This is a genomic window from Brevibacterium sediminis (assembly GCF_024895295.1).
GTDB lineage: Bacteria > Actinomycetota > Actinomycetes > Actinomycetales > Brevibacteriaceae > Brevibacterium > Brevibacterium sediminis.
In genome coordinates, this window is the sequence record NZ_JAHQRN010000002.1 from 464,301 (window position 1) to 483,935 (window position 19,635).

Annotated in this window: 24 protein-coding genes, 3 tRNA genes and 1 pseudogene; 23 read left to right on the forward strand and 5 right to left on the reverse strand. The window is 61.2% G+C overall.

Translation table 11 applies throughout. The features are described 5' to 3' along the window. Positions 1 to 17 precede the first annotated feature (17 nt). Positions 18 to 1,436 carry an FAD-dependent oxidoreductase gene (locus KTJ89_RS06475; protein WP_259357122.1) on the forward strand — a complete coding sequence of 473 codons (1,419 nt, stop codon included), beginning with the start codon at positions 18 to 20 and terminating at the stop codon, positions 1,434 to 1,436. Between the two features lie 230 nt (positions 1,437 to 1,666). After that, entirely contained in the window at positions 1,667 to 2,593 is a 927-nt protein-coding gene (locus KTJ89_RS06480; RefSeq protein WP_139907277.1) for a GTP pyrophosphokinase, read from the forward strand. A gap of 95 nt (positions 2,594 to 2,688) precedes the next feature. Here the strand turns inward: KTJ89_RS06480 and KTJ89_RS06485 are convergent, their stop codons facing one another. Continuing rightward, positions 2,689 to 3,180 (reverse strand): YajQ family cyclic di-GMP-binding protein, encoded by a 492-nt coding sequence (locus tag KTJ89_RS06485; protein ID WP_167194552.1) that lies wholly within the window; start codon positions 3,178 to 3,180, stop codon positions 2,689 to 2,691. Positions 3,181 to 3,340: 160 nt separating this feature from the next. Here KTJ89_RS06485 and KTJ89_RS06490 point away from each other — a divergent pair. Further along, positions 3,341 to 3,422 (forward strand) — tRNA-Tyr (locus tag KTJ89_RS06490). Between the two features lie 135 nt (positions 3,423 to 3,557). Further along, a complete protein-coding gene (locus KTJ89_RS06495) occupies positions 3,558 to 4,088 on the forward strand; it encodes a DnaJ family domain-containing protein (RefSeq protein ID WP_259357123.1) in 531 nt (176 codons plus the stop codon). On the opposite strand, the gene KTJ89_RS06500 is transcribed toward KTJ89_RS06495, so the two are convergent. The 3 genes from KTJ89_RS06500 to KTJ89_RS06510 form a co-directional block, all read right to left on the reverse strand. After that, positions 4,003 to 5,382, reverse strand: coding sequence for an acyltransferase family protein (locus KTJ89_RS06500; RefSeq protein ID WP_259357124.1), 1,380 nt, complete (start codon positions 5,380 to 5,382; stop codon positions 4,003 to 4,005). The genes KTJ89_RS06495 and KTJ89_RS06500 overlap by 86 nt on opposite strands. Positions 5,383 to 5,521: 139 nt before the next feature. Then, positions 5,522 to 6,736 (reverse strand): M20 metallopeptidase family protein, encoded by a 1,215-nt coding sequence (locus KTJ89_RS06505; RefSeq protein ID WP_172173651.1) that lies wholly within the window; start codon positions 6,734 to 6,736, stop codon positions 5,522 to 5,524. A 71-nt stretch (positions 6,737 to 6,807) separates the two neighbouring features. Beyond that, the gene (locus tag KTJ89_RS06510) at positions 6,808 to 7,980 is read right to left on the reverse strand and encodes a hypothetical protein (protein WP_172173648.1); all 1,173 of its coding nucleotides are present in this window, start codon (positions 7,978 to 7,980) and stop codon (positions 6,808 to 6,810) included. A gap of 149 nt (positions 7,981 to 8,129) precedes the next feature. On the opposite strand from KTJ89_RS06510, the gene KTJ89_RS06515 reads away from it, so the two are divergent. The 3 genes from KTJ89_RS06515 to KTJ89_RS06525 all read left to right on the forward strand — a co-directional run bounded on the left by KTJ89_RS06515 (position 8,130) and on the right by KTJ89_RS06525 (position 9,241). Continuing rightward, the gene (locus KTJ89_RS06515) at positions 8,130 to 8,930 is read left to right on the forward strand and encodes a glycerophosphodiester phosphodiesterase (RefSeq protein WP_139468584.1); all 801 of its coding nucleotides are present in this window, start codon (positions 8,130 to 8,132) and stop codon (positions 8,928 to 8,930) included. Positions 8,931 to 9,064: 134 nt separating this feature from the next. Continuing rightward, positions 9,065 to 9,137 (forward strand) — tRNA-Thr (locus KTJ89_RS06520). Positions 9,138 to 9,164: 27 nt separating this feature from the next. After that, positions 9,165 to 9,241, forward strand: a tRNA-Met gene (locus KTJ89_RS06525). Positions 9,242 to 9,273: 32 nt separating this feature from the next. On the opposite strand, the pseudogene KTJ89_RS19300 reads toward KTJ89_RS06525, so the two are convergent. Further along, positions 9,274 to 9,528 (reverse strand): annotated as a pseudogene (locus KTJ89_RS19300) (helix-turn-helix domain-containing protein); the annotation flags it as partial. A 111-nt stretch (positions 9,529 to 9,639) separates the two neighbouring features. Here KTJ89_RS19300 and KTJ89_RS06530 point away from each other — a divergent pair. The 16 genes from KTJ89_RS06530 (at position 9,640) to KTJ89_RS06605 (ending at position 19,521) form a co-directional block, all read left to right on the forward strand. After that, on the forward strand, positions 9,640 to 9,873 hold the full coding sequence (locus KTJ89_RS06530; protein ID WP_259357125.1) for a helix-turn-helix domain-containing protein: 234 nt from the start codon (positions 9,640 to 9,642) through the stop codon (positions 9,871 to 9,873). Beyond that, positions 9,870 to 10,730 carry a hypothetical protein gene (locus KTJ89_RS06535; RefSeq protein ID WP_259357126.1) on the forward strand — a complete coding sequence of 287 codons (861 nt, stop codon included), beginning with the start codon at positions 9,870 to 9,872 and terminating at the stop codon, positions 10,728 to 10,730. The genes KTJ89_RS06530 and KTJ89_RS06535 overlap by 4 nt, the downstream gene beginning before the upstream one ends. A 96-nt stretch (positions 10,731 to 10,826) precedes the next feature. Next, complete coding sequence (locus KTJ89_RS06540) at positions 10,827 to 11,108, forward strand: hypothetical protein (protein ID WP_259357127.1); 282 nt, start codon at positions 10,827 to 10,829, stop codon at positions 11,106 to 11,108. A 194-nt stretch (positions 11,109 to 11,302) separates the two neighbouring features. Beyond that, entirely contained in the window at positions 11,303 to 12,202 is a 900-nt protein-coding gene (locus KTJ89_RS06545; RefSeq protein WP_259357230.1) for a DUF2637 domain-containing protein, read from the forward strand. Further along, positions 12,195 to 12,653: a hypothetical protein gene (locus tag KTJ89_RS06550; protein ID WP_259357128.1), complete on the forward strand. Its 459-nt coding sequence runs from the start codon at positions 12,195 to 12,197 to the stop codon at positions 12,651 to 12,653. The genes KTJ89_RS06545 and KTJ89_RS06550 overlap by 8 nt, the downstream gene beginning before the upstream one ends. After that, a complete protein-coding gene (locus tag KTJ89_RS06555; RefSeq protein WP_259357129.1) occupies positions 12,650 to 13,132 on the forward strand; it encodes a hypothetical protein in 483 nt (160 codons plus the stop codon). Before KTJ89_RS06550 ends, KTJ89_RS06555 begins: the two co-directional genes overlap by 4 nt. Positions 13,133 to 13,453: 321 nt before the next feature. Next, positions 13,454 to 13,702: a PspC domain-containing protein gene (locus KTJ89_RS06560; protein WP_259357130.1), complete on the forward strand. Its 249-nt coding sequence runs from the start codon at positions 13,454 to 13,456 to the stop codon at positions 13,700 to 13,702. Continuing rightward, complete coding sequence (locus KTJ89_RS06565) at positions 13,699 to 14,190, forward strand: hypothetical protein (RefSeq protein ID WP_259357131.1); 492 nt, start codon at positions 13,699 to 13,701, stop codon at positions 14,188 to 14,190. Before KTJ89_RS06560 ends, KTJ89_RS06565 begins: the two co-directional genes overlap by 4 nt. A gap of 333 nt (positions 14,191 to 14,523) precedes the next feature. Then, a complete protein-coding gene (locus KTJ89_RS06570) occupies positions 14,524 to 14,736 on the forward strand; it encodes a hypothetical protein (protein ID WP_259357132.1) in 213 nt (70 codons plus the stop codon). A 126-nt stretch (positions 14,737 to 14,862) separates the two neighbouring features. Further along, positions 14,863 to 15,174: a hypothetical protein gene (locus KTJ89_RS06575; RefSeq protein WP_259357133.1), complete on the forward strand. Its 312-nt coding sequence runs from the start codon at positions 14,863 to 14,865 to the stop codon at positions 15,172 to 15,174. 43 nt (positions 15,175 to 15,217) lie between these two features. Next, entirely contained in the window at positions 15,218 to 16,573 is a 1,356-nt protein-coding gene (locus KTJ89_RS06580; protein ID WP_259357134.1) for a helix-turn-helix domain-containing protein, read from the forward strand. A 23-nt stretch (positions 16,574 to 16,596) separates the two neighbouring features. Beyond that, positions 16,597 to 17,460, forward strand: coding sequence for a sigma factor (locus KTJ89_RS06585; protein ID WP_259357135.1), 864 nt, complete (start codon positions 16,597 to 16,599; stop codon positions 17,458 to 17,460). Next, complete coding sequence (locus KTJ89_RS06590) at positions 17,457 to 17,786, forward strand: hypothetical protein (protein ID WP_259357136.1); 330 nt, start codon at positions 17,457 to 17,459, stop codon at positions 17,784 to 17,786. Before KTJ89_RS06585 ends, KTJ89_RS06590 begins: the two co-directional genes overlap by 4 nt. Beyond that, a complete protein-coding gene (locus KTJ89_RS06595; protein ID WP_259357137.1) occupies positions 17,786 to 18,664 on the forward strand; it encodes a hypothetical protein in 879 nt (292 codons plus the stop codon). The genes KTJ89_RS06590 and KTJ89_RS06595 overlap by 1 nt, the downstream gene beginning before the upstream one ends. A gap of 3 nt (positions 18,665 to 18,667) precedes the next feature. Then, positions 18,668 to 18,949, forward strand: a complete 282-nt coding sequence (locus KTJ89_RS06600) for a hypothetical protein (RefSeq protein ID WP_259357138.1) — start codon at positions 18,668 to 18,670, stop codon at positions 18,947 to 18,949. Positions 18,950 to 19,062: 113 nt separating this feature from the next. Then, positions 19,063 to 19,521, forward strand: coding sequence for a hypothetical protein (locus tag KTJ89_RS06605; RefSeq protein ID WP_259357139.1), 459 nt, complete (start codon positions 19,063 to 19,065; stop codon positions 19,519 to 19,521). The last annotated feature ends 114 nt before the right edge of the window (positions 19,522 to 19,635 follow it).

Consider the following 19,635-nt stretch of genomic DNA (forward strand, 5'->3'; position numbering starts at 1 on the left):
AATAGAGAGGTGTGAGAATGACTCGTCCCTTCCGGGTGGCCATCGTCGGCGCCGGTCCTGCTGGGATCTACGCGGCCGATCTCATGACAAAGGCGGAACGTGATTTCGATCTGAGCATCGATCTCTTCGATCGTCTGCCGACTCCCTTCGGGCTCGTCCGCTACGGCGTCGCTCCCGACCACCCGCGGATCAAGGGCATCATCAACGCCCTGATCAAGGTCCTCGACCGAGGCGACATCCGCCTGTTCTCCAATGTCGAGTACGGAGTCGACCTCCACCTCGAAGAGCTCACCGACCGCTATGATGCGGTGATCTTCTCCACCGGCTGCTTCGTCGACGCCGCCCTCGACCTGCCCGGCATCGATCTGCCCGGATCCTACGGCGCCGCGGACTTCGTCAACTGGTACGACTCGCATCCCGACGTCCCGCAGTCCTGGCCGTTGGACGCCGAACGCGTCGCCGTCATCGGCAACGGCAATGTCGCTCTCGACGTCGCCCGCGTGCTGGCGAAGCAGGCCGACGATATGCACACCACGGAGATCCCCGATCACGTGTACGAGGGGCTGAAGTCCTCGAAGGTCACCGATGTCCACATCTTCGGCCGTCGCGGACCGGCTCAGGCGAAGTTCACGCCGCTGGAGCTGCGCGAACTCGGCGCCGTCAAGGACGTCGACCTCATCGTCTACCCGGAGGACTTCGAGTTCGACGAAGGGTCGATGCAGGCGATCGAGTCGAGCAACCAGACCAAGCAGGTCGCGAAGACGCTCACGGACTTCACCATGCGCGAACCCACCGGAGCGAAGCGGCGTCTCCACCTGCACTTCCTGCACTCACCGGTCGCCATCCTCGGCGAGGACAAGGTGACGGGGCTGCGCACCGAACGCATGGAACTCGACGGCTCCGGCGGAGTCAACGGCACCGGCAGCTTCCACGATTGGGAGCTCGATGCCGTCTACCGTGCCGTCGGCTATGCGGGCACTCAGCTGCCGCAGCTGCCCTTCGACGATCGCAAGCGTGTGATCCCGAACCACGAGGGTCGCGTCGTCGACTCCGATGATCAGACCACGGCCGCCGAAGCCGATGTCGTTCAGGGCGTGTACACCACCGGGTGGATCAAGCGCGGACCCGTCGGACTCATCGGCCACACAAAGGGCGATGCGCTCGAGACCATCGGCCACATCCTCGACGACCGTGCCGCCGGTGTGCTCACCGAGCCGGTGTACCCGGACGAATCGGCCATCATCGAGCTCCTCGAATCCAAGGGCGTCGACTTCGCCGATTGGGAGGGCTACCACCGCGTCGAGGCCGCTGAGAAGGCGGCCGGCGAGGTCGAGGGCCGTGAGCGCATCAAGCTCGCCACCCGTGAAGCCATGCTCGCCGAGGCGCGTGGACACGTCACCGCCGAATCCGTCGGCCAGCCGTCCGCAGGCAACTGAGCCTGCGGAGCATTTCGCGACATTTCCTCCACTCCTGGGTCATCTGGCACCGGCAGTGACTTCTCGCCTCGTTGCAACGGGGAGACGAGTCGCTGCCGGTGCCTGATGCTTCCACCACGTAGAGTCGGAGACGTCCAGATCACGCCAGCGCACACCAAGTCATGCCCGCGTGCAGCAGATCGCACCAGCGAGCGTGGACCATTGCACCGAAGGCCGGCAGGGGAGACCGCGTGAGAAACGAATCGCAGCTCAAGACGATCGTCGAACGTGCCTATGTCGAACGGCTCAACGCCTGGCAGACGGCGGCGGTGCGGATCAAACACTGGCTGACCGAACAGCAGAAGGGCCTGCTCAAGGACAAGGACATCTCCCGCCTCGACGTCGATGGCCATCGGATCAAGGACGCGGCACGGACCCTGGCGAAGCTGACGGAGAAGACCGACGACGATCCGGATCTGACGATCACCTCCACCGAGGATGTCGAAGACCAGATCCGCGACATCGTCGGCGTCAAGGTGCTGTGCAAATCACCGCGCGATCAGTCGATGATGTTCGCCGCGCTGCGCGACCCCGATCAGTTGGGCGCCTTCGAACTCATCGAGTGGAAAGACTATACGGACCCGCCGAAGGCCAGCGGGTACCGCGCCTGCCACGTCATACTGCGCATTCCTTCCGACCAGGGGCCTCCTGTCTTCGCCGAGATCCAGGTCAAGACCCGGCTCCAGGACGCCTGGAGCGAACTGACACACGAGGACATGTACAAACCCGGCGCGGCGATGAAGCCGAGCAAGCTGCACGGCGAATTCGCCCGTGCCATGGCGAACATGCTCGCGACCGTCGATGACATGGCCGATACCCTGGCCGTCGAGCTCACCGCGCTGACGAACCCGGAACCCGTCGTCGAACTCGACGAACTGCGGGAACAGGACACGGGCATCGACGTCCGGGTCCGCGCGACCGGCCCGAAATACGCGCTCGCCGTCGACGGTTCGGGACGGCAGGGGCTCATCCCAGCCTTCGCCATCCGTCGCCTCAGCGGCCAGAAGGGCACCATCAAGGTCAACGATTTCATCCACCTCGACGATCGCCTCCGGGCCAGCGTTGAAGAAGACTCGAAAGGTCTGTACTACATCCCGCTCGAGCTCCCCGAACACTGACCGGCCTCTTTCGGGGCACAGCGTTACGGGCGAATACGATACCGGCCCGGTCCGCACTCAGCAGTGCGGACCGGGCCGGCGTGGTGCGCTGGCGATCAGCGGTAGTTCGTGAACTGCAGGTCGACGTCGAGGTCCTGTCCCTTGAGCAGAGCGATGACTTCCTGCAGGTCGTCACGCTTCTTCGAGCTCACGCGCAGCTCGTCGCCCTGGATCTGGGCTTTGACGCCCTTAGGGCCCTCGTCGCGGATGATCTTCGAGATCTTCTTCGCATTGTCCTTGTCGATGCCCTCCTTGAGGGACGCATCGATGCGGTACTCCTTGCCGGAGGGGTACGGTTCGCCGTCTTCCAGGGACTTCAGCGAGATTCCGCGCTTGACCAGCTTCGACTGGAAGACGTCGAGAATGGCCTTGACCCGGTCCTCGCTGTTGGCTTTCAGCTGCACGGCTTCGCCGCTCCAGGCGATCGACGCATCGGTGCCGCGGAAGTCATAGCGGGAGTTGATCTCCTTCGCGGCCTGGTTGAGTGCGTTGTCGGCTTCCTGGCGGTCGACCTTGCTGACGATGTCGAATGAGGATTCGCTGGCCATGAATGCTCCTTTGTCTGCGATCGTTGATGCCCGTCGGAAACGGGCGTGGCTGTTGCCCCCGAGTCTAGTCGAGGCCCCGAACTGTGATCTGCGTCTACCGAGTTGGAGATTCGGGTCCGAGCCTTGTATTCTTTTCAGGTGCTCATCGAGCGCCACCTGCGGCAGATTGCCCGAGCGGCCAAAGGGAGCTGACTGTAAATCAGCCGGCATTGCCTTCATAGGTTCGAATCCTATATCTGCCACGCAGAACGGAGAAGCTCCGTGACCGAGAGGTCACGGAGCTTTTCTCGTTTTCCGCGCTTTCCCTTGCCCGGCGCCCGGCCGACGCCTACCGTGTGAGGACAGGGTGGAAATGCTCCGCCGAGGAGGGCGAACCGATGAGCGATGACACGGATGACACGCAGTCGCCTCGGCGTCTGAATTCGCTCGAGGACCGAAACGCTGTCGTCGAATCCGCTCTCGACCGAGCCATCAAGCGCGGTGATTTCGATGATCTGCCGGGTCTGGGCAAGCCGTTGTCCGGGTTGCACAGCTCATCTGATCCTGATTGGTGGATCAAGCAGAAGATGGATTCCGAAGGCATCAACGGCGTCGCTCCGGCGGCGTTTCAGCTGCGCAAGGAGAACGCCGTCCTCGAAGACACGGTCGACGCTTTCTCCACCGAGTCCGAGGTCCGCGACTACCTCGCCGGCTTCAACGCCCGGGTGCGCGAGGCCGTGATGGATCTGCGCGACGGCCCGCCCGTGTTCACTCCGCCCCGCGATGTGGAGAAGGAGATAACCGCATGGCGGCGGCGTCGGAATGCGAAGAAGAACGACACCGTCACCGAGGCGGCACCGGGGGACCAGCCCGCCGCTCCGGAGTCGGTGGGTTCACCTCGGCGATGGTGGCACCGTTTCCGTCACTGATGCGGGAACGAGCGGTGGCGCTGTCTTCAGTGAGGTTGACGGCGATCGTGGTGCACACCAAGCCGAGGATGGCCAGTGGAAGGTCAAGTCCGTAGCTCGAGATCGCCAGGGATTGGACGACGAAGAGGGCAACGGCGGTGACGGTGACGGCATCGGAGGGCCACCTCGGGGAGAGGATCGGGCGGGGGCTCTCCCAACGTTTCGTGATCGTCGAGATCGCCCACACGACGAGCAGGACGGCGATGACGAAGACCGGACGCGTCAGCCACCAGGCTCCGGTGCCGGGATCGGGCATCGGCAGCCACAGCAGCTGGACTCCGGTGAGCAGGACGATCGCCGGCACGTGCCATAGGTAGACGGACATGAGTCGGCTGCCGAGGAAGAACACGATGGCCTGGGCGAAGCGACGGTCCATGATCGCTGTCAGCGGTCGGTGGAGCAGGGTCAGCAGGGCGGCTTGGATGACGGCGAGGACGGCCAGCGGCAGGGTCGGCGGCCATTGGTTCGTGAGCATGGACGCCGAGTACTCCCCGAGGATGACGAGCAGTCCCAGGCAGGCGAATCCGGCGACGATCATGACGAGGTTCCACCAGCGGAGACGGGAGAACCAGCCGTCGCGCAGGCAGAAGCCGATCTGCTGGGCGAAGAGCCAGACGAAGGCGACGTTGGGCAGTCCGAAGAGTTCGTCGCCGATGCCGTAGCCGTTGGCGGGGATCCGATCGAGTCCGAGGCTTTGGATGCCGACGACGAGGCGGACGACGTCGACGAAGAACGCTCCGGCGAAGAGGACGACGAGGGCCAGCCACGGATTGCGTTCGTGCCAGCGAATCATCCAGGGTGCCAAGGCCTGGGCGAGAGCGTACGCGGCGAGGAACCACAGGACGGAACCGACGGGGACGGCGATGGCATCGGCCAAGTCCGGGTCGACGCCGAGGACTAGGACAGCGGTGAGAGCGGCAGTGAGGACGATGAAGAGCGGCAGCGCCGGAAGCGCGAGGCGTCGCAAGCGGGTGCGGACGAAGGTCGAAGCCGATTCGCCGCGACGTTGTGCAGATTCCCAGCCGACCTTGGCCGCGAATCCACCGACGACGAAGAACATCGGCATGATCTCGGCGATCCAGGTGGCCGGGGCGAACCAGCGCTCGCCGGAGACCGGGTTGATGATGAAAGGTGAGCCGTCCGGGTTGCGGCCGACCCCGACGAGCAGGAGGTGGACGAACACGACGACGAGCACACAGACGACGCGGGCGAGGTCGAGGGTGAGATCACGGTGGCGGGGGATCGAAGTGTTCACAGTGTCTACGGTAGGTGGGTTCGCGCCTTGGCGGGTGGCGACGATGTGTCAGATCAGTTGCATCGCTGCGGCGGTGGAGTGCGGGCCTGCAAGCGTGTTGTTCGCCGGCAGCCGCACAGCGTCGTGCTTCCCCGCGCGGCTATGACATTCGCGTCGCCTTCGCCAGTCGTTCGATCGCGAGGTGAGCAAGAAGCGCCGCTTGATCGCCGAGAACCGAATCGTCGAAGATGACGAAGGGGGAGTGGTTGTTGCCCTGGCGCTCTGCTGGAACGTCCGTGCGCTCGGCGCCGAGCATGAGATACGTGCCCGGCACCGCGGCCAGGACGAAGGAGAAGTCTTCACTCGGCATGATCGGCTGTTCGAGGAGCTTCACCCGATCCTCGCCGAGGAGGACACGGAGTTCTTCCATCGCCCATGCGGTCTCGTCATCGTCGTTGACCGTGACCGGGTACTGGACATCGAAGTCCACTTCGGCGCTGCATCCATGGGCAGCGGCGATGCCGTCGGCAAGCTGCTTCGAGCGGGTGCGGACGATGTCGAGTGATGCGTCCGACAGTGTGCGCACAGTCGCACCCAAGGTGGCCGAGGCGGGGATGACGTTGATTGCGTCCGAGGCGCTCAACTGGGTCACGGACAGCGCGATGGGGTCGAAGGCGTCGATGCGGCGGCTGACCATATTCTGCAGGGCCGTGACGAGTTCGGCCAGCGCCGGCACCGGATCGACGGCGGTCTGCGGTTGGGAACCGTGACCGCCGCGTCCGTGGATCGTCACCCGCAGTGTGTTCGAACCCGCTTGGAGGGTGCCCGGGCGGGTGGCGACCACGCCGCGCGGACCGGGGAGCACATGCGCCCCGAATGCAGCGATCACCCGCGTCCCGGCTGCGTCGAGCACGCCTTCGTCGATCATCACCGACGCTCCGTTCCAGCCCTCTTCCCCGGGCTGGAACATGAAGACGATGTCCCCGACAAGCCGGTCGCGCAGAGCGTGAAGGAGCCGAGCGGCTCCGACGAGTCCGGCTGTGTGCAGGTCGTGGCCGCAGGCGTGCATGCATCCGTTCGTCGAGGCGAAGGGCTCATCCGTCTCCTCTGTCACTGGAAGGGCGTCCATATCTCCGCGCAGCAGCACCGCTGGAGCGTCGGCCGGTCTGTTCGGATGGGTTCCGCGCAGAACGGCGATCACCGAGGTGGTGCCCTCACCCGTGGTCACCTCGAGGTCGAGGCCGGACAGGGCGGCCAGGACCGCCGCCTGCGTGCGGGGCAGGTCGAGACCGATCTCCGGGTCCGCATGGAGGGAACGCCGCAAGTTCTGGAGCTCAGGGAGCAGGGTCTGTCCTTGTGCGATGAGATCGTGCATGGGGTCCTTTCGTATGAGAGCCCGGGGTGTGCCGAGGGCCTGGAGCTGGCGGGGATTGGGGCCGGTCGGGATCAGAGCATACTGACGAGGACACTGGCAATGACGACGGACCCGGCGCTGACCGAGGTGAATCCGCCGACGAGCATCGGCGGGAGCATGACATTGAGCAGCGCTTCCTTTTCGTCGTCGTCACGGGCTATGGAACGTGCTACCTCGTTGGTGAGCAGATAGTCGGCAGGGAAGCCGTACATCGCCGTCAGCGCCACTGACACTCCCAGTCCAGACTTCCAACGCAGAAGCTTCGTAGCGACGAATCCGCCGAGGACGATGCCGGCGCCGCCGACGATGAGGATCGTGATGGTGGGGACGAATGCGTTGATGACGTCCTGCACCGAGGCGGTCACCAGCGGGGCCATGACGATGGCGATGACGCCGGCCATGGCGATGCCGAATGAGTTCGACCGTTCCATGGCCTTATCGGGGGACAAGCCCACCGCGGTGGCGAGAATGCCGAGGACCAGTGCGAGGATCGACGACGGAATATGGGTTGGGACCGCCAGCAGTGTCGCTGCCGATCCGCCGACAAGAATGAGGAAGAGCATGAACAGCTGATTGTCGACGAGGAAGTCGGGAAGGTTGACGAGTTTCTTCTTCTTGGCGGCTTCCTCCTCTTCCTGGTTGTGGGCGCGCGCGAGTTCCTGAAGTTCTCCGCTGTCGCGCAGCTTCTTTGCATAGCGACGCAGAAAGTAGTTCGTCAACGGCATCGAGGGCAGTGATTGGAGCATCAGAACAAGCGCGGGAAGAACGATGATCGACGAGGCGGCGCCGTGCGCCGTCAGCCCTTCCGTCGTCAAGCTGGTGGCGACGATGCCGCCGGCCAACGGCCCGGAACCGGCCACGAAAGTTTCGAAGCCGAAGAGCGGGGCCACGACAGCCAGGATGAGCAGGACCGCCACGAGCATGCCCGAGACTGCGATGATGACCGAACGCCACTGCTTGAGCATCACGCGCAGAGGGATGAGCGACCCCATATGGAAGAGCAGCGGCGCGACGAGGAACGAGTAAGCCTGAAGCAGCAGAGAGTCATCGATGACAGTTTCTGGGACTACGCCGATCTTGGCGAAGACGAAGATGCCGAGCATCGCAACCAGAAGGCTGGGGACACGCGCCTTCGACCAGATCGAGACCAGCTCACCGAGCGCGATGAAGGCGAGGACGATAGCGGCAGCGTAGATGGCTTCCATGGTGTGCCCTTCGAGTTGGGAGTGTGATGCTTCCCACAACCTATCCGTTCGGAATCGGTCTGTGTGGGAATCGACTGGAGTTTCCGATAGTTGGGACTTCTGACGTTGTGCAGGCAGTGGAATGAGGGCTCAGGGCATAGGCTGAAGACATGAGTTTTCTGCAGTTCCTCCACGAACGGGGCATCGTCGAGCGCCCCGGATCCGGAAGCCGCCCGCTGGTGATCGCGCACCGCGGCTATTCGGCTGTTGTGCCCGAGAACAGTCTCGCCGCTGTCGACGCCGCGCGTGCCCTGGGTGTCGACTTCATCGAGGTCGACACCTCGACCAGCGCCGACGGTGTCCCTGTCATCCTCCACGATCCGGATCTGGACCGAACCACGAATCGCAGAGGTCCCGTCGTCAATCTCACCGCCGAAGAGCTGTCGTTCGTCGACGCCGGCTCGTGGATGGGCCCGGGATTCAACGGAGTGCGCATCCCGACCCTGTCGGCCGTGATGAGGGATATCCAGCACCGAGGCGGCGAACTCCTCCTCGAGCTCAAGGGGGAGTGGTCGTCGGGTGCGGTGGCGAGGATCTCGGAGCTGGTGGTGGAGACGGGCATCGCCGACCGGATGATCGTCCAGTCGTTCAACATCGAGACGCTGGAGACCTGTCGGGACATGCTGCCGATGGTGGCTCGCTTCCTTCTGCGCATGGTTCCCAAGCCTGAAGACATCGAGATCGCTCGCGAACTCGGTGCGGTGGCGATCAATCCCTCCTACAAGGGATTCTCGATGCGCAAATCGGTCGTCACCGAGATCATGGACAACGACCTCGGTGTCTTCGTCTGGACTGCCGACGAGATGAACGAATGGCGGGAACTCCTCGGTGCCGAGGTCGATGGGATCATCACGAACCACCCAGGTCGACTGCAGGGATTCCTCGCAGGGCGATTCGACCCGGTGAAATAGACATCTTCGCTGGTGACAGTGATGCGGGGCAGGGCCCGGTGGGAGTTTTCGCCTCCGGCTCCAGCGCGTGTGAGTGACGTCACTGGTATCCGATTTGCCCAGAGCGAGCGAACCCGTGTAAATTCTTACCTGTTGCCCCGATAGCTCAGTCGGCAGAGCATCTCCATGGTAAGGAGAAGGTCAAGGGTTCGATTCCCTTTCGGGGCTCTCGTGCCGCCTAGAATGCGGTGCTGGGGCGGGGTAGCTCAGCTGGTTAGAGCGCACGACTCATAATCGTGAGGTCGGGGGATCGAGTCCCCCTCCCGCTACCATTCGAAGAACCTCCATCCACTGGGTGGGGGTTCTTCTCATTCACAAGTTCGCCAAGGAGTTCGGCCAAAGACACGCCAAGCGCGTTTGCGATCATCATCAGCTCGGGGGCAGTGAACGGCAGAACGCCACGCAGGCGCTTAGAAACTGCCGACTGGCCGACTCCCAAGAGTTCTGCCAGCCAAATCTGCCTCAGGCCTTTACGTGCCAACCATGCTCTGACTTCGCTGCTGACTTTAAGGTTGGCGGTTCGTTCTAGATCAATTGCCGATTCTGTCGATGTGCTCATGTGGTAACTATATCCCCCGCATGCACTGAGACATAGCCCCGGCGACAAAAATATTCGACACGGGACATTTTTAGGTTGCTGAATAGTCCCTACAGGACTACGGTCGTCCCCATGAGCTATCAAATGGTCCTGAGGGGCAACATCAAAGCAGCCATGGCGCGTCGCGACTGGCTAGGACAGAAAACCGCAGAATCAATTGGGCTGACACCGGCGACATTCTCATCTCGGCTACACGGCCGTACTGAGTGGCGGATGAACGAACTTGTCGGTCTTGCAAAAGCCCTCGATATACCGTTCTCGAGCCTCGTCGACGGGATCGATTCGGAACTGGCGGTGTCAGCATGAGCACCGAGCTTGTGAGCCAGTTTTCAGCCGATGAGGCCCGTGAACTCACAGACGAACTAAGGGCCGACTATGGGTCGCTGCAAGTCAAGATCTCAACCGCCTGGAGAGGGCGTATTTGGCTTGCTCTGGGCTACGAATCCTGGCAGGACTATCTGGACGAAGAATTCCGAGACGTAAGTTTGCGACCCCCTAAGGAACTTCAAGAGCAGGTAATCGCGGAGCTGCGTGAAGCGGGGATGAGTACTCGCGGAATTGCGTCAGCGACGGACCTGAGCCAACCAACCGTAGTCCGCAGACTGAGCGTTCCAGGTGATTCAAATGAATCACGTGAAAATACCGAACCTGTAATTGGCCTGGATGGAAAGCGTTACGAACGCGAACAGCCTCCGAAACCGCCTGCCACGATGAACCATACGGCAGAGAACATCATTGATGCTGAGGTCATCGATGAGGACGAGACAGAAGACTTCGGCCTCGCTTTTACGTCTGGTCTCGAACCCGCCTCCGTGGACCTCACTGAGCCGAGCAACACTCCTGGCCGCGAGCATGTCGTGCGTGCGATCCGGGAACTCCACTACGGAGCAGCGGCACCACTGCCGATGGTGAAGAAACAGTCAAAGCTCCTCGAAGTTGCGTTCAGCGGGGGAGTGTCCGACCTCGCGACTCTCGAAGCCGACAAGGTTGAAGATCTTGGCCGCGATGTCGCCGATGCCCTCGGTGTCCTCTCCGATCTGCTCTCAGCCATGGCAACCCAGCCGGCAACCACGTTCCAGGCCGCGCTAACCCACTCGGACACAGTCGGGTCAATCAAGAAGACCATGACGAACCTCCAAGTCATCGACCGGGGCCGGGGATGACCCCGTCGTCGGAGACCAAGTCGTGAAGACCCCTGAAATCGAACCGTTCGTGATGAAGCAGATCACGACCACGAAGACCAAGTGATTGGAAGACCCATGAAGACCACATCCGTGAAAAAGCCGATCCTTCTTCTGGCAACGGTGACTCTGACCGCCGCATTGGCAGGATGCCAGCCCACCAAGGTCGAGGACGCTCCCGTAGACGAATCTAACGAGACCAACGATCCCTCGGTTGTTGATGAACGAGGCGACGGTCAAGGACTTCACGAAGAACCCATCGTCCTCGAAGACGGGCGCACGATCACCTGCGTCGTCTACGACGGCGACAACGGGCAAGGCGGAGTTTCATGTGACTGGATCGGCCCGGTCGACCAGTGAGAGAGGCAACCATGAATACTGACGACACAGCACTGGCGCACACCACTTCTGACGAAGAAAGAGCGACCTCACCCGTGGAGGATGAGGCCGCCCAGTCAGAGAACCATGCAAGAGCATTTAGCAGAATTCAAAGGCAAGACCAGGGTAGACCGAACGAGTCGACTACTGCTGTCAACACTGGCCCGAAATCGCGAATCAACCCCGATGATCATCGGTTCGTTCGCCTCATCACTATCGGTGTTGCCTTTGCTGGTCTCGTTGCCTTTGCGATCAGCTTCGTCGCGCTCATGGAAGTCGCGTCCTGGCTCGGTCTGCCCGACTGGATGCACTGGGCAGTCCCAGCGTTCATTGACACTGCGATCCTCGTCTACGCCGGATCGATCCTGATTCATAAGACACGTGGCGAGAAGACCTGGCAGTCGTGGGTGTTGTTGGCCGCGTTCACCGGCTTATCCGTGATCGCTAACGTCGCTCACGCGCTCTCATACGGTGATGCTCAGGCAGGTTCATGGCAGGGCATCATCGGAGCTGTCATTGCCGGAATGGTCCCCTTTGCCGTGTTCGCCGCGACCGAGCAGCTCTCCCGAGTCGCCGTCGAGGATCCAATCTCTCGGCGTCGTGAGAAGCAGGCCGAGGCAGAGTGGTTGGCCGAGCAGGCCGAGCGTGAACGCAAACAGCTCGAGGTCGAGGCTGAACGCGAAGCCGCGAGGCAGGACGCTGAGCTGGCACGTGAACAGCACGCCACGAACCTCGAAGTCGTTCGGGCACAAAGAGACGCGTTGGCCTCGCGGGCGGCGCAAGCAGCCGAAGACGGTGAGCAGTTCGCTCTCCCGCGCACCCCATGGCTGGCCAGTGTCCCTACTCCGGAGGAACCAGAGAGAGAACCTGAACGGCCTGTGGCGAAGCCGAAAACGTCCTCGCCCGACATGGACGCGCTGATCGAGTTCATCACTGAACGCGCCGCGCAGGGTGAGGAAACGTCCGGTGCTGATCTCGCGAATGAGTTCGGCTTCAGCGACAAGACCGGACGCCGCCGCCTATCGGCACTGCGCGAGTCCCACCCCCACATCTTCACAGGAAGCAACGATGACTGAAAACACTACGACCACGCCCCAAGCGACTGAAGAGCACATCGCTCATCTCGTCGAAACGAAGACAGTAGTGCCATATCTCTATGCGGGACATGTGGACCACGACGATCCTGCAGCAACTCCCACGGTCGAAAGGATGGCGGTGAGCGGACGCAGTCATCGACATCCATACCCGTTCACCGGCAAACCCTTGATCGCGATCCAGTTGGAGGACGACTCCCGGGTGCTGCTCGCAGCATTCGACCGGTTAGCGTGCACCGACACAACCTGCGCGACATGTGACTCCATCTGGGAGGACTACCAGTCCGAGATCAACGCCGTGCCCGAAGACGCCAGTATCTCCGGGCTGATGGAAGCAGGACTCGGCGACCCCGTGATCATCGATGCCCGTGATCTCCCACCAGAAGCATTCGACGAGTCGGATGACTCGACCAGTGATGAGGGTGAGCAATGATGCCATCGTATTTCGACTTTCTGCCTCCACATTGGGTTGGTATTGACTGGCCGACCACGCCGCCGAAAACAACGGAGACGTTTGAGAACGTCCAGGAGGTGTCCCTGCTGTACCTGGCGGCGCTGTTAGCGGTGGCATTCATCATCTGGTGGATCCTGGCCATGATTGCCCGGTCGAAGACAGGCCGCATTTCCACAAAGCGACTCCTGGTCCTCATCGGTATGGCCGGCATCGCGGTCACCTTGGCCCTTCTTTCGGGCGAAGGAGGCGTGTCGCCTTGGATCGATGTCGCCATCGTGAATATCGGTTTTGTGCCGCTGTTCCTGCTGATCGCGGGTCTGTACATCGCGATGCCGTTTGCGGTGGCCAGTGCAGTCCTCGTCGTGATCGCGCGTTTGATGGTCCGTATCTGGAACGGCCCGAAGCACGACCGGAACACAAGCGCTGCTGGGGCCTTGGGCAAAGGAGGGCAGTCATGAGTGAGAAAGACCGCGCTCGACCCGCTGATCCAGAGAAGGAAATCGTGATGGAGGGATCGTCGCCTATGGGTCGGCTACCAAAGCCACCGATCAGCTTGCAGCGATGTGAACAACCGGAAGGTTGCGAGCTTCGCCCGCGCGCTGTGCAAGAAGAACTCGCCGAGTTGAGGAAGCAAGCGAGCCAGCTGGGGAGCTAAGCGAACGATGCTCATTTGGCGGCTTTGGGCAGGTACTCGGCGTTCTACCTGGAGGTCCGACAGGGATACCTCGACGCAGAAGTCGCTCTGAGACGAGTCGCAGAGAGGATTGAGGCGAAGACTCATGATTGATCACCCCACGCACTCGGTGGCGTCGTTAATCGAGTTTCTGCCTGCACATTGGTTCGACGCTGAATGGCTGGGATTGTCACCCACCACAACGCGAATGCTCGGGCACGCACTGCTGTATCTGATTGCGCTGTCGGTATTGGCATACATCATCTGGTGGTTTGTGGACCAGATTGGTCGGTCGAGGAGAGGCCGCATTTCCACAAAGCGGCCAGACAAAGCCGTTGAGGAGGACGAGCAATGAGCACTGAGAACGACCGCGCTGAACCTGCTGAGCATCGCCCCAGGTGGCCGATGCGCCTTGGCTCTGCCGGGGCAGTGATGGGTAAAGCCGTCAGGGAAGACTTGGTTGGCCGATACCAACCGGTGACGGTGTATAAACGCAAGTCGTCGAAACTGCGGCAACTGTTAGGCATCGGCGGCTGGTTTGCTGGCGTGAGTTATGTGGTGGCGTATCTGACACAGGCTCCGATTCTCGTCGATGCCATTGAGTGGGTGCGAGAGGCACCGGCAGAACAAGTGGCCGGAGGAACCGTGACCCTCGTGATCTTCTGGAGAACCTGCAAGATCATCGGTCGAGCCATTCGGATCGGTCAGGATCGGCCCTGCCTCGTCTACATCGCTTCCGGAGACGACGAGCAGGCGAGGTCGCCGCAGCCCTTGGTCTTCCTCAGGACCGGGACAGGCAAAACCCAGACCGAGACCAACACGGAGGCTGGAGGCAACCAATGAATGACCGTGACAGCGTTCTCCGACGCGAAGACAACCGTGCTCTGGCGGCAGGGAAGACCACAGCCGACGGCAGACACGGTTCAGTGGACGGCCACCGCGCTATGGCACCTATCCACTCCACATCGAGGCGCAGATGTCCATGCTGCGGCAAACGCTCCACCCATGTGGGACTCGGCGACGGGTGCGCGCTGATCTCCGGATGCGAATGGAGGGTCCGCCGATGGGTGAAGACCGGATCCGTCCAGTGAGTGCCCAGAACGACCGAGGGAGACCGAGATGACTGACTACCGAGTCAATATCTCAGACACAGAACTCAGAGAGGAGTGATTGGTGATGAAGATCGGTGGATTCATCCTCGTCGCAGTACTAGCCGTCCTGATGACATTGGGCACGCTCAGCGAACTGTACCGAACCGGGCAGTGGTACCTGCAGTGGCTCGACGTGCGGTGGTGGTGGCACTGGATCGCCGTCATCTACACCTGGGGCTCCTCGCTAGTCGACATCAATATCGACTTCCACGGCCCTGAAAGGGAACTCGGAGAGTGATGACGATGACGAAGACACCAGAATCAAGCGGCGGAGAAATGCCGGGCCAGTTGGATCTTCTCGACGAAATCCCTGGAGAGACCCGAGGAACGGAAAAGTGCGGAGATGAGGGAAAGGACGAAGGCAATGAGCATGCAGTCAGTACCCGGTGACGAGGCCCGAGAGTGGGCGCGTGAACTTGGACGGACCGGCCGTTTTGCGCCCGAGCAGCTGTTTCTGCTGTGGCTGATGACGATGACGGTCAATGACCAGTGGGATTCGGACGAGACTCTCGAAACCCTGAGTACCGCTGCGGGGATGAGGGTGGAGAGCGTTAAGCATCATCTCGAGATCCTCCGCGAAAACAACGCGGTGTCCTGGCACATCCGAGACTACGGGGTGCCCGTAGCTACTCCGTTTACTCTCAACCGCAGCTTCCCAGAAACAGCGAGGCGATGACCGTGATGACACGTCGGAAGACGACTGGAAGGAGGGGAAGGCAATGAGTGTTCAGGCATTGAATTGGGCACGTCAGATGGGTTCTGCTGCGAAACTGCCCCCTGGACAGCTCGTGTTGCTGTGGATGATGGCCGACAGGGCCAACAAACAGTGGGCATGCTGGGACGGCGTGGACACACTGGCCAGGGAAGCGTACCTGAACGAGAAGACAGTTCGTCGGCATCTCCAAGCCCTCGAGGACAAAGGCATCATCACTCGTTACGAACGGCGCGGTGAGTTCAGGGATCCTCGCAGGAGAGTCCTGTACTCGAACGTGCGCCTCAGCGATTACATCGTGCTTGAGGAAGAGGCGCTGGCACGCTTTCAAGCTATCGACGACCAGCAGAAGGTCCCAGAGGACCCGTTCGAGTCACCGAGCGGAACCATTATTGGCCTTAAAAGCAAGCGTGATATTCGATCACAGGAACCGGCTGGAACCGATGCGAGTACGGGCGCCGTGACCCAGGCGGACAATTTGTCCGGTAGGTCACGAGGCCAGGAAACACCACTACCGGACAATTTGTCCGGTAGGCACCTCACCCCTGTGGATAACTCGCCGGTAACCGAGGAAACACCACTACCGGGCAATTTGTCCGGTAGAGGGGGTCTACCGGACATTTCGGAGGGGGTCTACCGGACATTTCAGGACGATCCGGGTCAGAGCGGTTCCTTTGAATCGCGCACGCGTAATAAGAACCCACATAAGAACCCTCAGTCGTCGTCTATGAGTTCCAGCGCAACTACAGGCGAGGACGTGCCATCGGCGGGAGCCGAGGCAGACCAGAAGACGACGAAGAACGAAAGAGATCCGAGCCAGCACGACTCAGAGTCACGACAGGTCAGGTTCGGTACCTGCCGAGTGTCGAATGCCCGAGGTGAGGTGGACCTGGACAAGCTGGTCGCGCTCGTGGCCGGACACTGGACGGTCACTCTCGACCGTGACCGGGCTGTGTGGCTGGCTGAGGCCATCATCGGGCGGTCGGCTCGCACGGTCGGCTCCCCGGACGCGTTTGTCCGCCGCAGCCTGGTCAACGACGGTCCCGAGTGGCAGGCCGCGGTCATGGACCACTTCGGTGACCGGAGCAACGGTGGCCGGTCAGGCGGCCACGGTTCGAGTGATGACCGGAAGTGTCCGATCAAGCACCACGCCGATTCTGGCTGGAGTGCCCGGTCATGCCCTGGGTGCCGCAAGCAGTTCGACTTCCCCAAACAGCTTGACCGGGCAATTTACGACGCCCTCGATGCCGATGTCCGGTCACTCGTTGACCGGGATCAGACGGTCACAGTCGTGGATATGACCGGCCCGAGTGTCCGGTCACGCGACCGGTCAGGCCGGACAGACGACCGGGATGCCGGTTGATGGGGAAGGAAGGACGGCGAACCATGCAAGAGCACGAAGAACCATTTTCTGAACGACAGTTGTTGACCGCAGTCGAGACCGTGGCCAAGCGGACTATCCGGCCAAAGATGTCCGCGATCGGGTTGTCCCGGTGGGCCGAAGACGTTGCCGGTGATGTGATCGTTTCGGCCTGGAAGGCCCGGTCGAGGTTCGACCCCGAGCTGGGTCAGTTGGAGGCATGGATCACGGGCATCGCTCGTAATCGCATGGCCGATCTCATCGACGCTGAGACTCGACGTAATCCGGCTGACTTGGTGTCCGGACCGAAAGACTCTCCTGCCGCAGTTGAGGAAGTCCTTGACGGGATCGCGGCCTCAGACCCTCGGTCGTGGGGCACGGACATCGCGGTCGTCGTGGCCGAACATTTGGCGACGATGACGTGGTTGCGACCGGTCATCTCGGCGGCAGCATCGGTGATGGAGACTCAAGCCTTCATGGTGGGGTTCCTCACCCATCTGAAGTTCGAGTCCGATGTGAAGACCGCGTCAGCCGCGTTTGGACTTAGCGAACAGCGGGTCCGGGACTGCAAACGGCTGTTCGAACTCCATTGCCAGGTGATTAGGACCGCGATCGAGCACAAACGAAGTGTGAGCGGGCGGGTAATACGGATCACGGACCTGATCGAGTGCCTGCCAGGTGCTGACGAGTCTGGGTCATGGACGAGAGAGACCGCTCAAGCGATGAGCTCGTGGAAAGGACCGATTGGTCAGGTGCCGGTTGAGCACGTGGTGAAAGTGACGGGATGGGAGAGGAACACGGTACGTCAGTACGTATCAACGACGAAGACTCTTCTGGAAGTGGCGCTGGGAGTTCTCAGTGCCAAGGATTCGAAAGGGCAGGGACGATGAGCAAGAAGAACGAGACCGGTAGTCTCAACATCAATCTCGATGAGGCGAACGAGACCACAAAGAAAGGACAGGCAGGTCCGGGTAACGGCGACAGATACAAGGGTCTGTTCGGTCGGTGGCGGATGCTGCGTGACCGGAACCGGGCCAGGTTCCGCAAATGGTGGAGTTACTACCTGGAGAACGTGGTTCCGGTCGAAGACGATGATGCGCCCGAACATCTGCCGAAGATCTTCCACGGACCCGTTGGGCGTTTGTTGCTGGCTGGGTGCGCCGTCGTGGCGATGGGCGTGTGGGTGTTCCTGCTGTGGCTGCTGTGGACACTGTGATGGACACGATGCAGGCACGTCAACGAGTACTGAAGTACGCCTCTTCCGTGGTGCGAGAGGTCACCTACTACACACCAGAGCGACAGCGAGCTACCGCACTGGGGCCAGTCGGTGAGGTCGAGCTTGAAACACTGGGACAGCGCCCACCCAGGAATGTCCTGTCCACTGCTCGGGAAATGACGTGGACCCCATACGTTCTATCGCCGGATCTGCATATTCCGCTCTTTTGGTTGCTCTCAGGAGCGGTGTTTTTCGGCCTGACCGTATTTGGACCGTTCTCGTTGTTCGCGGGTGAGGAGGGAGTCCTCAACGGTATCTGGGCAGGAATGGCCAACACGGGAATCAGCGTGTCTGTTGGTGCTGGCCTGTACTTGCTCGAAGCGTGGTTGGCCAAGCGGGAAGCGGCCGGCTGGGCGAAATACGATGCCCTTGGCCCGGAAGGCTGGGCGTCATCGTTGATTCCCGACGATGACGTGGGTACTGCCGCCGAGCTGATTGTCGAGGTTGAGACTGGGATGGATCGCCTCGCCGCCTGCGGACTGTCAACGGACCACTACCAGGCTCAGCTAGTTCCGTTGGTCGAAGAAGCGATGCTGTCTGCCTCGGACCACCACCGGGCGCAGCAGGAACTTATGGAAGCACAGCGACTGCTGGCGGGAATCTCCAGCGAAGCCGTGGACAACGATGATGAGCTGCGGCAGCTCCAAGACGATCGAAAAGCTATCGAGGTGGAAACTAGCACAGCATTCGCGCAGTGGATGAACACCCGTTGGAAGCTCGAGCACCTTGGCAGAGAGATTCACGAAGAAGCCGACGTAGGTGAGGCGAAACTCGCGGCAGCGAAGTGGAACGCCGACCACCGCAACAGGAGGAACTAAGACATGGCACTGATCAGACTGACACGGTTCGACGAACACGTGACCGCTGAGGAGATTTCACAAGAGCCACGAGAAACCCTCGTGAATACTCAGGTCATCGAATGGGTGACGACGCTGGTTAAGGCCGACCGTATCTACCTGGGCATCAAAATCGTTGGAGAAACCGGGACTCGCCACTATGCGGCGGTCAATGCGATAGGCAACAACACCGTCTACGAAATGAGCGCAGAACAGGTGCTGAGAGAATTCCAGTCATTCGTTCAAGCGGCTGAGGAACGAGAATGATGTGGCATGTGAGGCGACATATTCGAGACTACCGAATCCAGATTCCACGCGGCCCCCACGTCGAACAACGGTTGGTATGCGTCGACGTAGTCCAGTACAGCCCATACCCGTCAATGTCGACTGTGGTGAGGCTGTTGATTGCGGTCGCCGGAATCACCTGCATCGCTGTGTGGCCAGGGTGGGGGTCAGAGGACCTGCCGTGGATCTTCAAACTGGTGGTCGCCACCGCGTGTGCCGGCTGGGTACTAATGCTCTACCGCGGGATTCGTCGGTGGCGAAATGTGTCGAGGCAATGGATTGTCCCACAGCAGTGGCAGGATCTTCCCGAAACAGTGCTGATGAAAGCCGCAGACTCAGGCGTACGCGTGCAGAGCCTCGAACGCAGACTGCAGACGTTGAAGTACGGTCGGCACTTCACCGGCATTGAAGCGGTGTCGCTGCAGAAGCAGAAACGGGGTGAGGCACTGCGGCGTAGCCTTGAGGACCAACTTGAACGAGCACGAGAGGATCTGATCGTCGCGGTCGAGACCGCGCAACTCGATCTGGACCTCGAGGACAGGTATGCGAAGTAAGGAGGCAACACTATGAATGCGAATCGTCACCATAAGACAACCAAGGCTGTGCCGTGGACGCGGACTGTGGCTAGCCTCATCGTGCCAGTCGGAATTCTTCTGGGCTGTATCGCG

Excerpts from the sequence above, each read along its gene's own strand:
- KTJ89_RS06515 (WP_139468584.1), top strand. The coding sequence starts at position 8,130 with ATGAGTTTTCTGCAGTTCCTCCACGAACGGGGCATCGTCGAGCGCCCC.
- KTJ89_RS06485 (WP_167194552.1), bottom strand. The coding sequence starts at position 3,180 with ATGGCCAGCGAATCCTCATTCGACATCGTCAGCAAGGTCGACCGCCAG.
- KTJ89_RS06570 (WP_259357132.1), top strand. The coding sequence starts at position 14,524 with ATGAAGATCGGTGGATTCATCCTCGTCGCAGTACTAGCCGTCCTGATG.
- KTJ89_RS06560 (WP_259357130.1), top strand. The coding sequence starts at position 13,454 with ATGATTGATCACCCCACGCACTCGGTGGCGTCGTTAATCGAGTTTCTG.
- KTJ89_RS06595 (WP_259357137.1), top strand. The coding sequence starts at position 17,786 with ATGGACACGATGCAGGCACGTCAACGAGTACTGAAGTACGCCTCTTCC.
- KTJ89_RS06535 (WP_259357126.1), top strand. The coding sequence starts at position 9,870 with ATGAGCACCGAGCTTGTGAGCCAGTTTTCAGCCGATGAGGCCCGTGAA.
- KTJ89_RS06550 (WP_259357128.1), top strand. The coding sequence starts at position 12,195 with ATGACTGAAAACACTACGACCACGCCCCAAGCGACTGAAGAGCACATC.
- KTJ89_RS06605 (WP_259357139.1), top strand. The coding sequence starts at position 19,063 with ATGTCGACTGTGGTGAGGCTGTTGATTGCGGTCGCCGGAATCACCTGC.
- KTJ89_RS06575 (WP_259357133.1), top strand. The coding sequence starts at position 14,863 with ATGAGCATGCAGTCAGTACCCGGTGACGAGGCCCGAGAGTGGGCGCGT.
- KTJ89_RS06580 (WP_259357134.1), top strand. The coding sequence starts at position 15,218 with ATGAGTGTTCAGGCATTGAATTGGGCACGTCAGATGGGTTCTGCTGCG.
- KTJ89_RS06475 (WP_259357122.1), top strand. The coding sequence starts at position 18 with ATGACTCGTCCCTTCCGGGTGGCCATCGTCGGCGCCGGTCCTGCTGGG.
- KTJ89_RS06540 (WP_259357127.1), top strand. The coding sequence starts at position 10,827 with ATGAAGACCACATCCGTGAAAAAGCCGATCCTTCTTCTGGCAACGGTG.
- KTJ89_RS06510 (WP_172173648.1), bottom strand. The coding sequence starts at position 7,980 with ATGGAAGCCATCTACGCTGCCGCTATCGTCCTCGCCTTCATCGCGCTC.
- KTJ89_RS06495 (WP_259357123.1), top strand. The coding sequence starts at position 3,558 with ATGAGCGATGACACGGATGACACGCAGTCGCCTCGGCGTCTGAATTCG.
- KTJ89_RS06530 (WP_259357125.1), top strand. The coding sequence starts at position 9,640 with ATGAGCTATCAAATGGTCCTGAGGGGCAACATCAAAGCAGCCATGGCG.
- KTJ89_RS06600 (WP_259357138.1), top strand. The coding sequence starts at position 18,668 with ATGGCACTGATCAGACTGACACGGTTCGACGAACACGTGACCGCTGAG.
- KTJ89_RS06590 (WP_259357136.1), top strand. The coding sequence starts at position 17,457 with ATGAGCAAGAAGAACGAGACCGGTAGTCTCAACATCAATCTCGATGAG.
- KTJ89_RS06505 (WP_172173651.1), bottom strand. The coding sequence starts at position 6,736 with ATGCACGATCTCATCGCACAAGGACAGACCCTGCTCCCTGAGCTCCAG.
- KTJ89_RS06565 (WP_259357131.1), top strand. The coding sequence starts at position 13,699 with ATGAGCACTGAGAACGACCGCGCTGAACCTGCTGAGCATCGCCCCAGG.
- KTJ89_RS06585 (WP_259357135.1), top strand. The coding sequence starts at position 16,597 with ATGCAAGAGCACGAAGAACCATTTTCTGAACGACAGTTGTTGACCGCA.
- KTJ89_RS06555 (WP_259357129.1), top strand. The coding sequence starts at position 12,650 with ATGATGCCATCGTATTTCGACTTTCTGCCTCCACATTGGGTTGGTATT.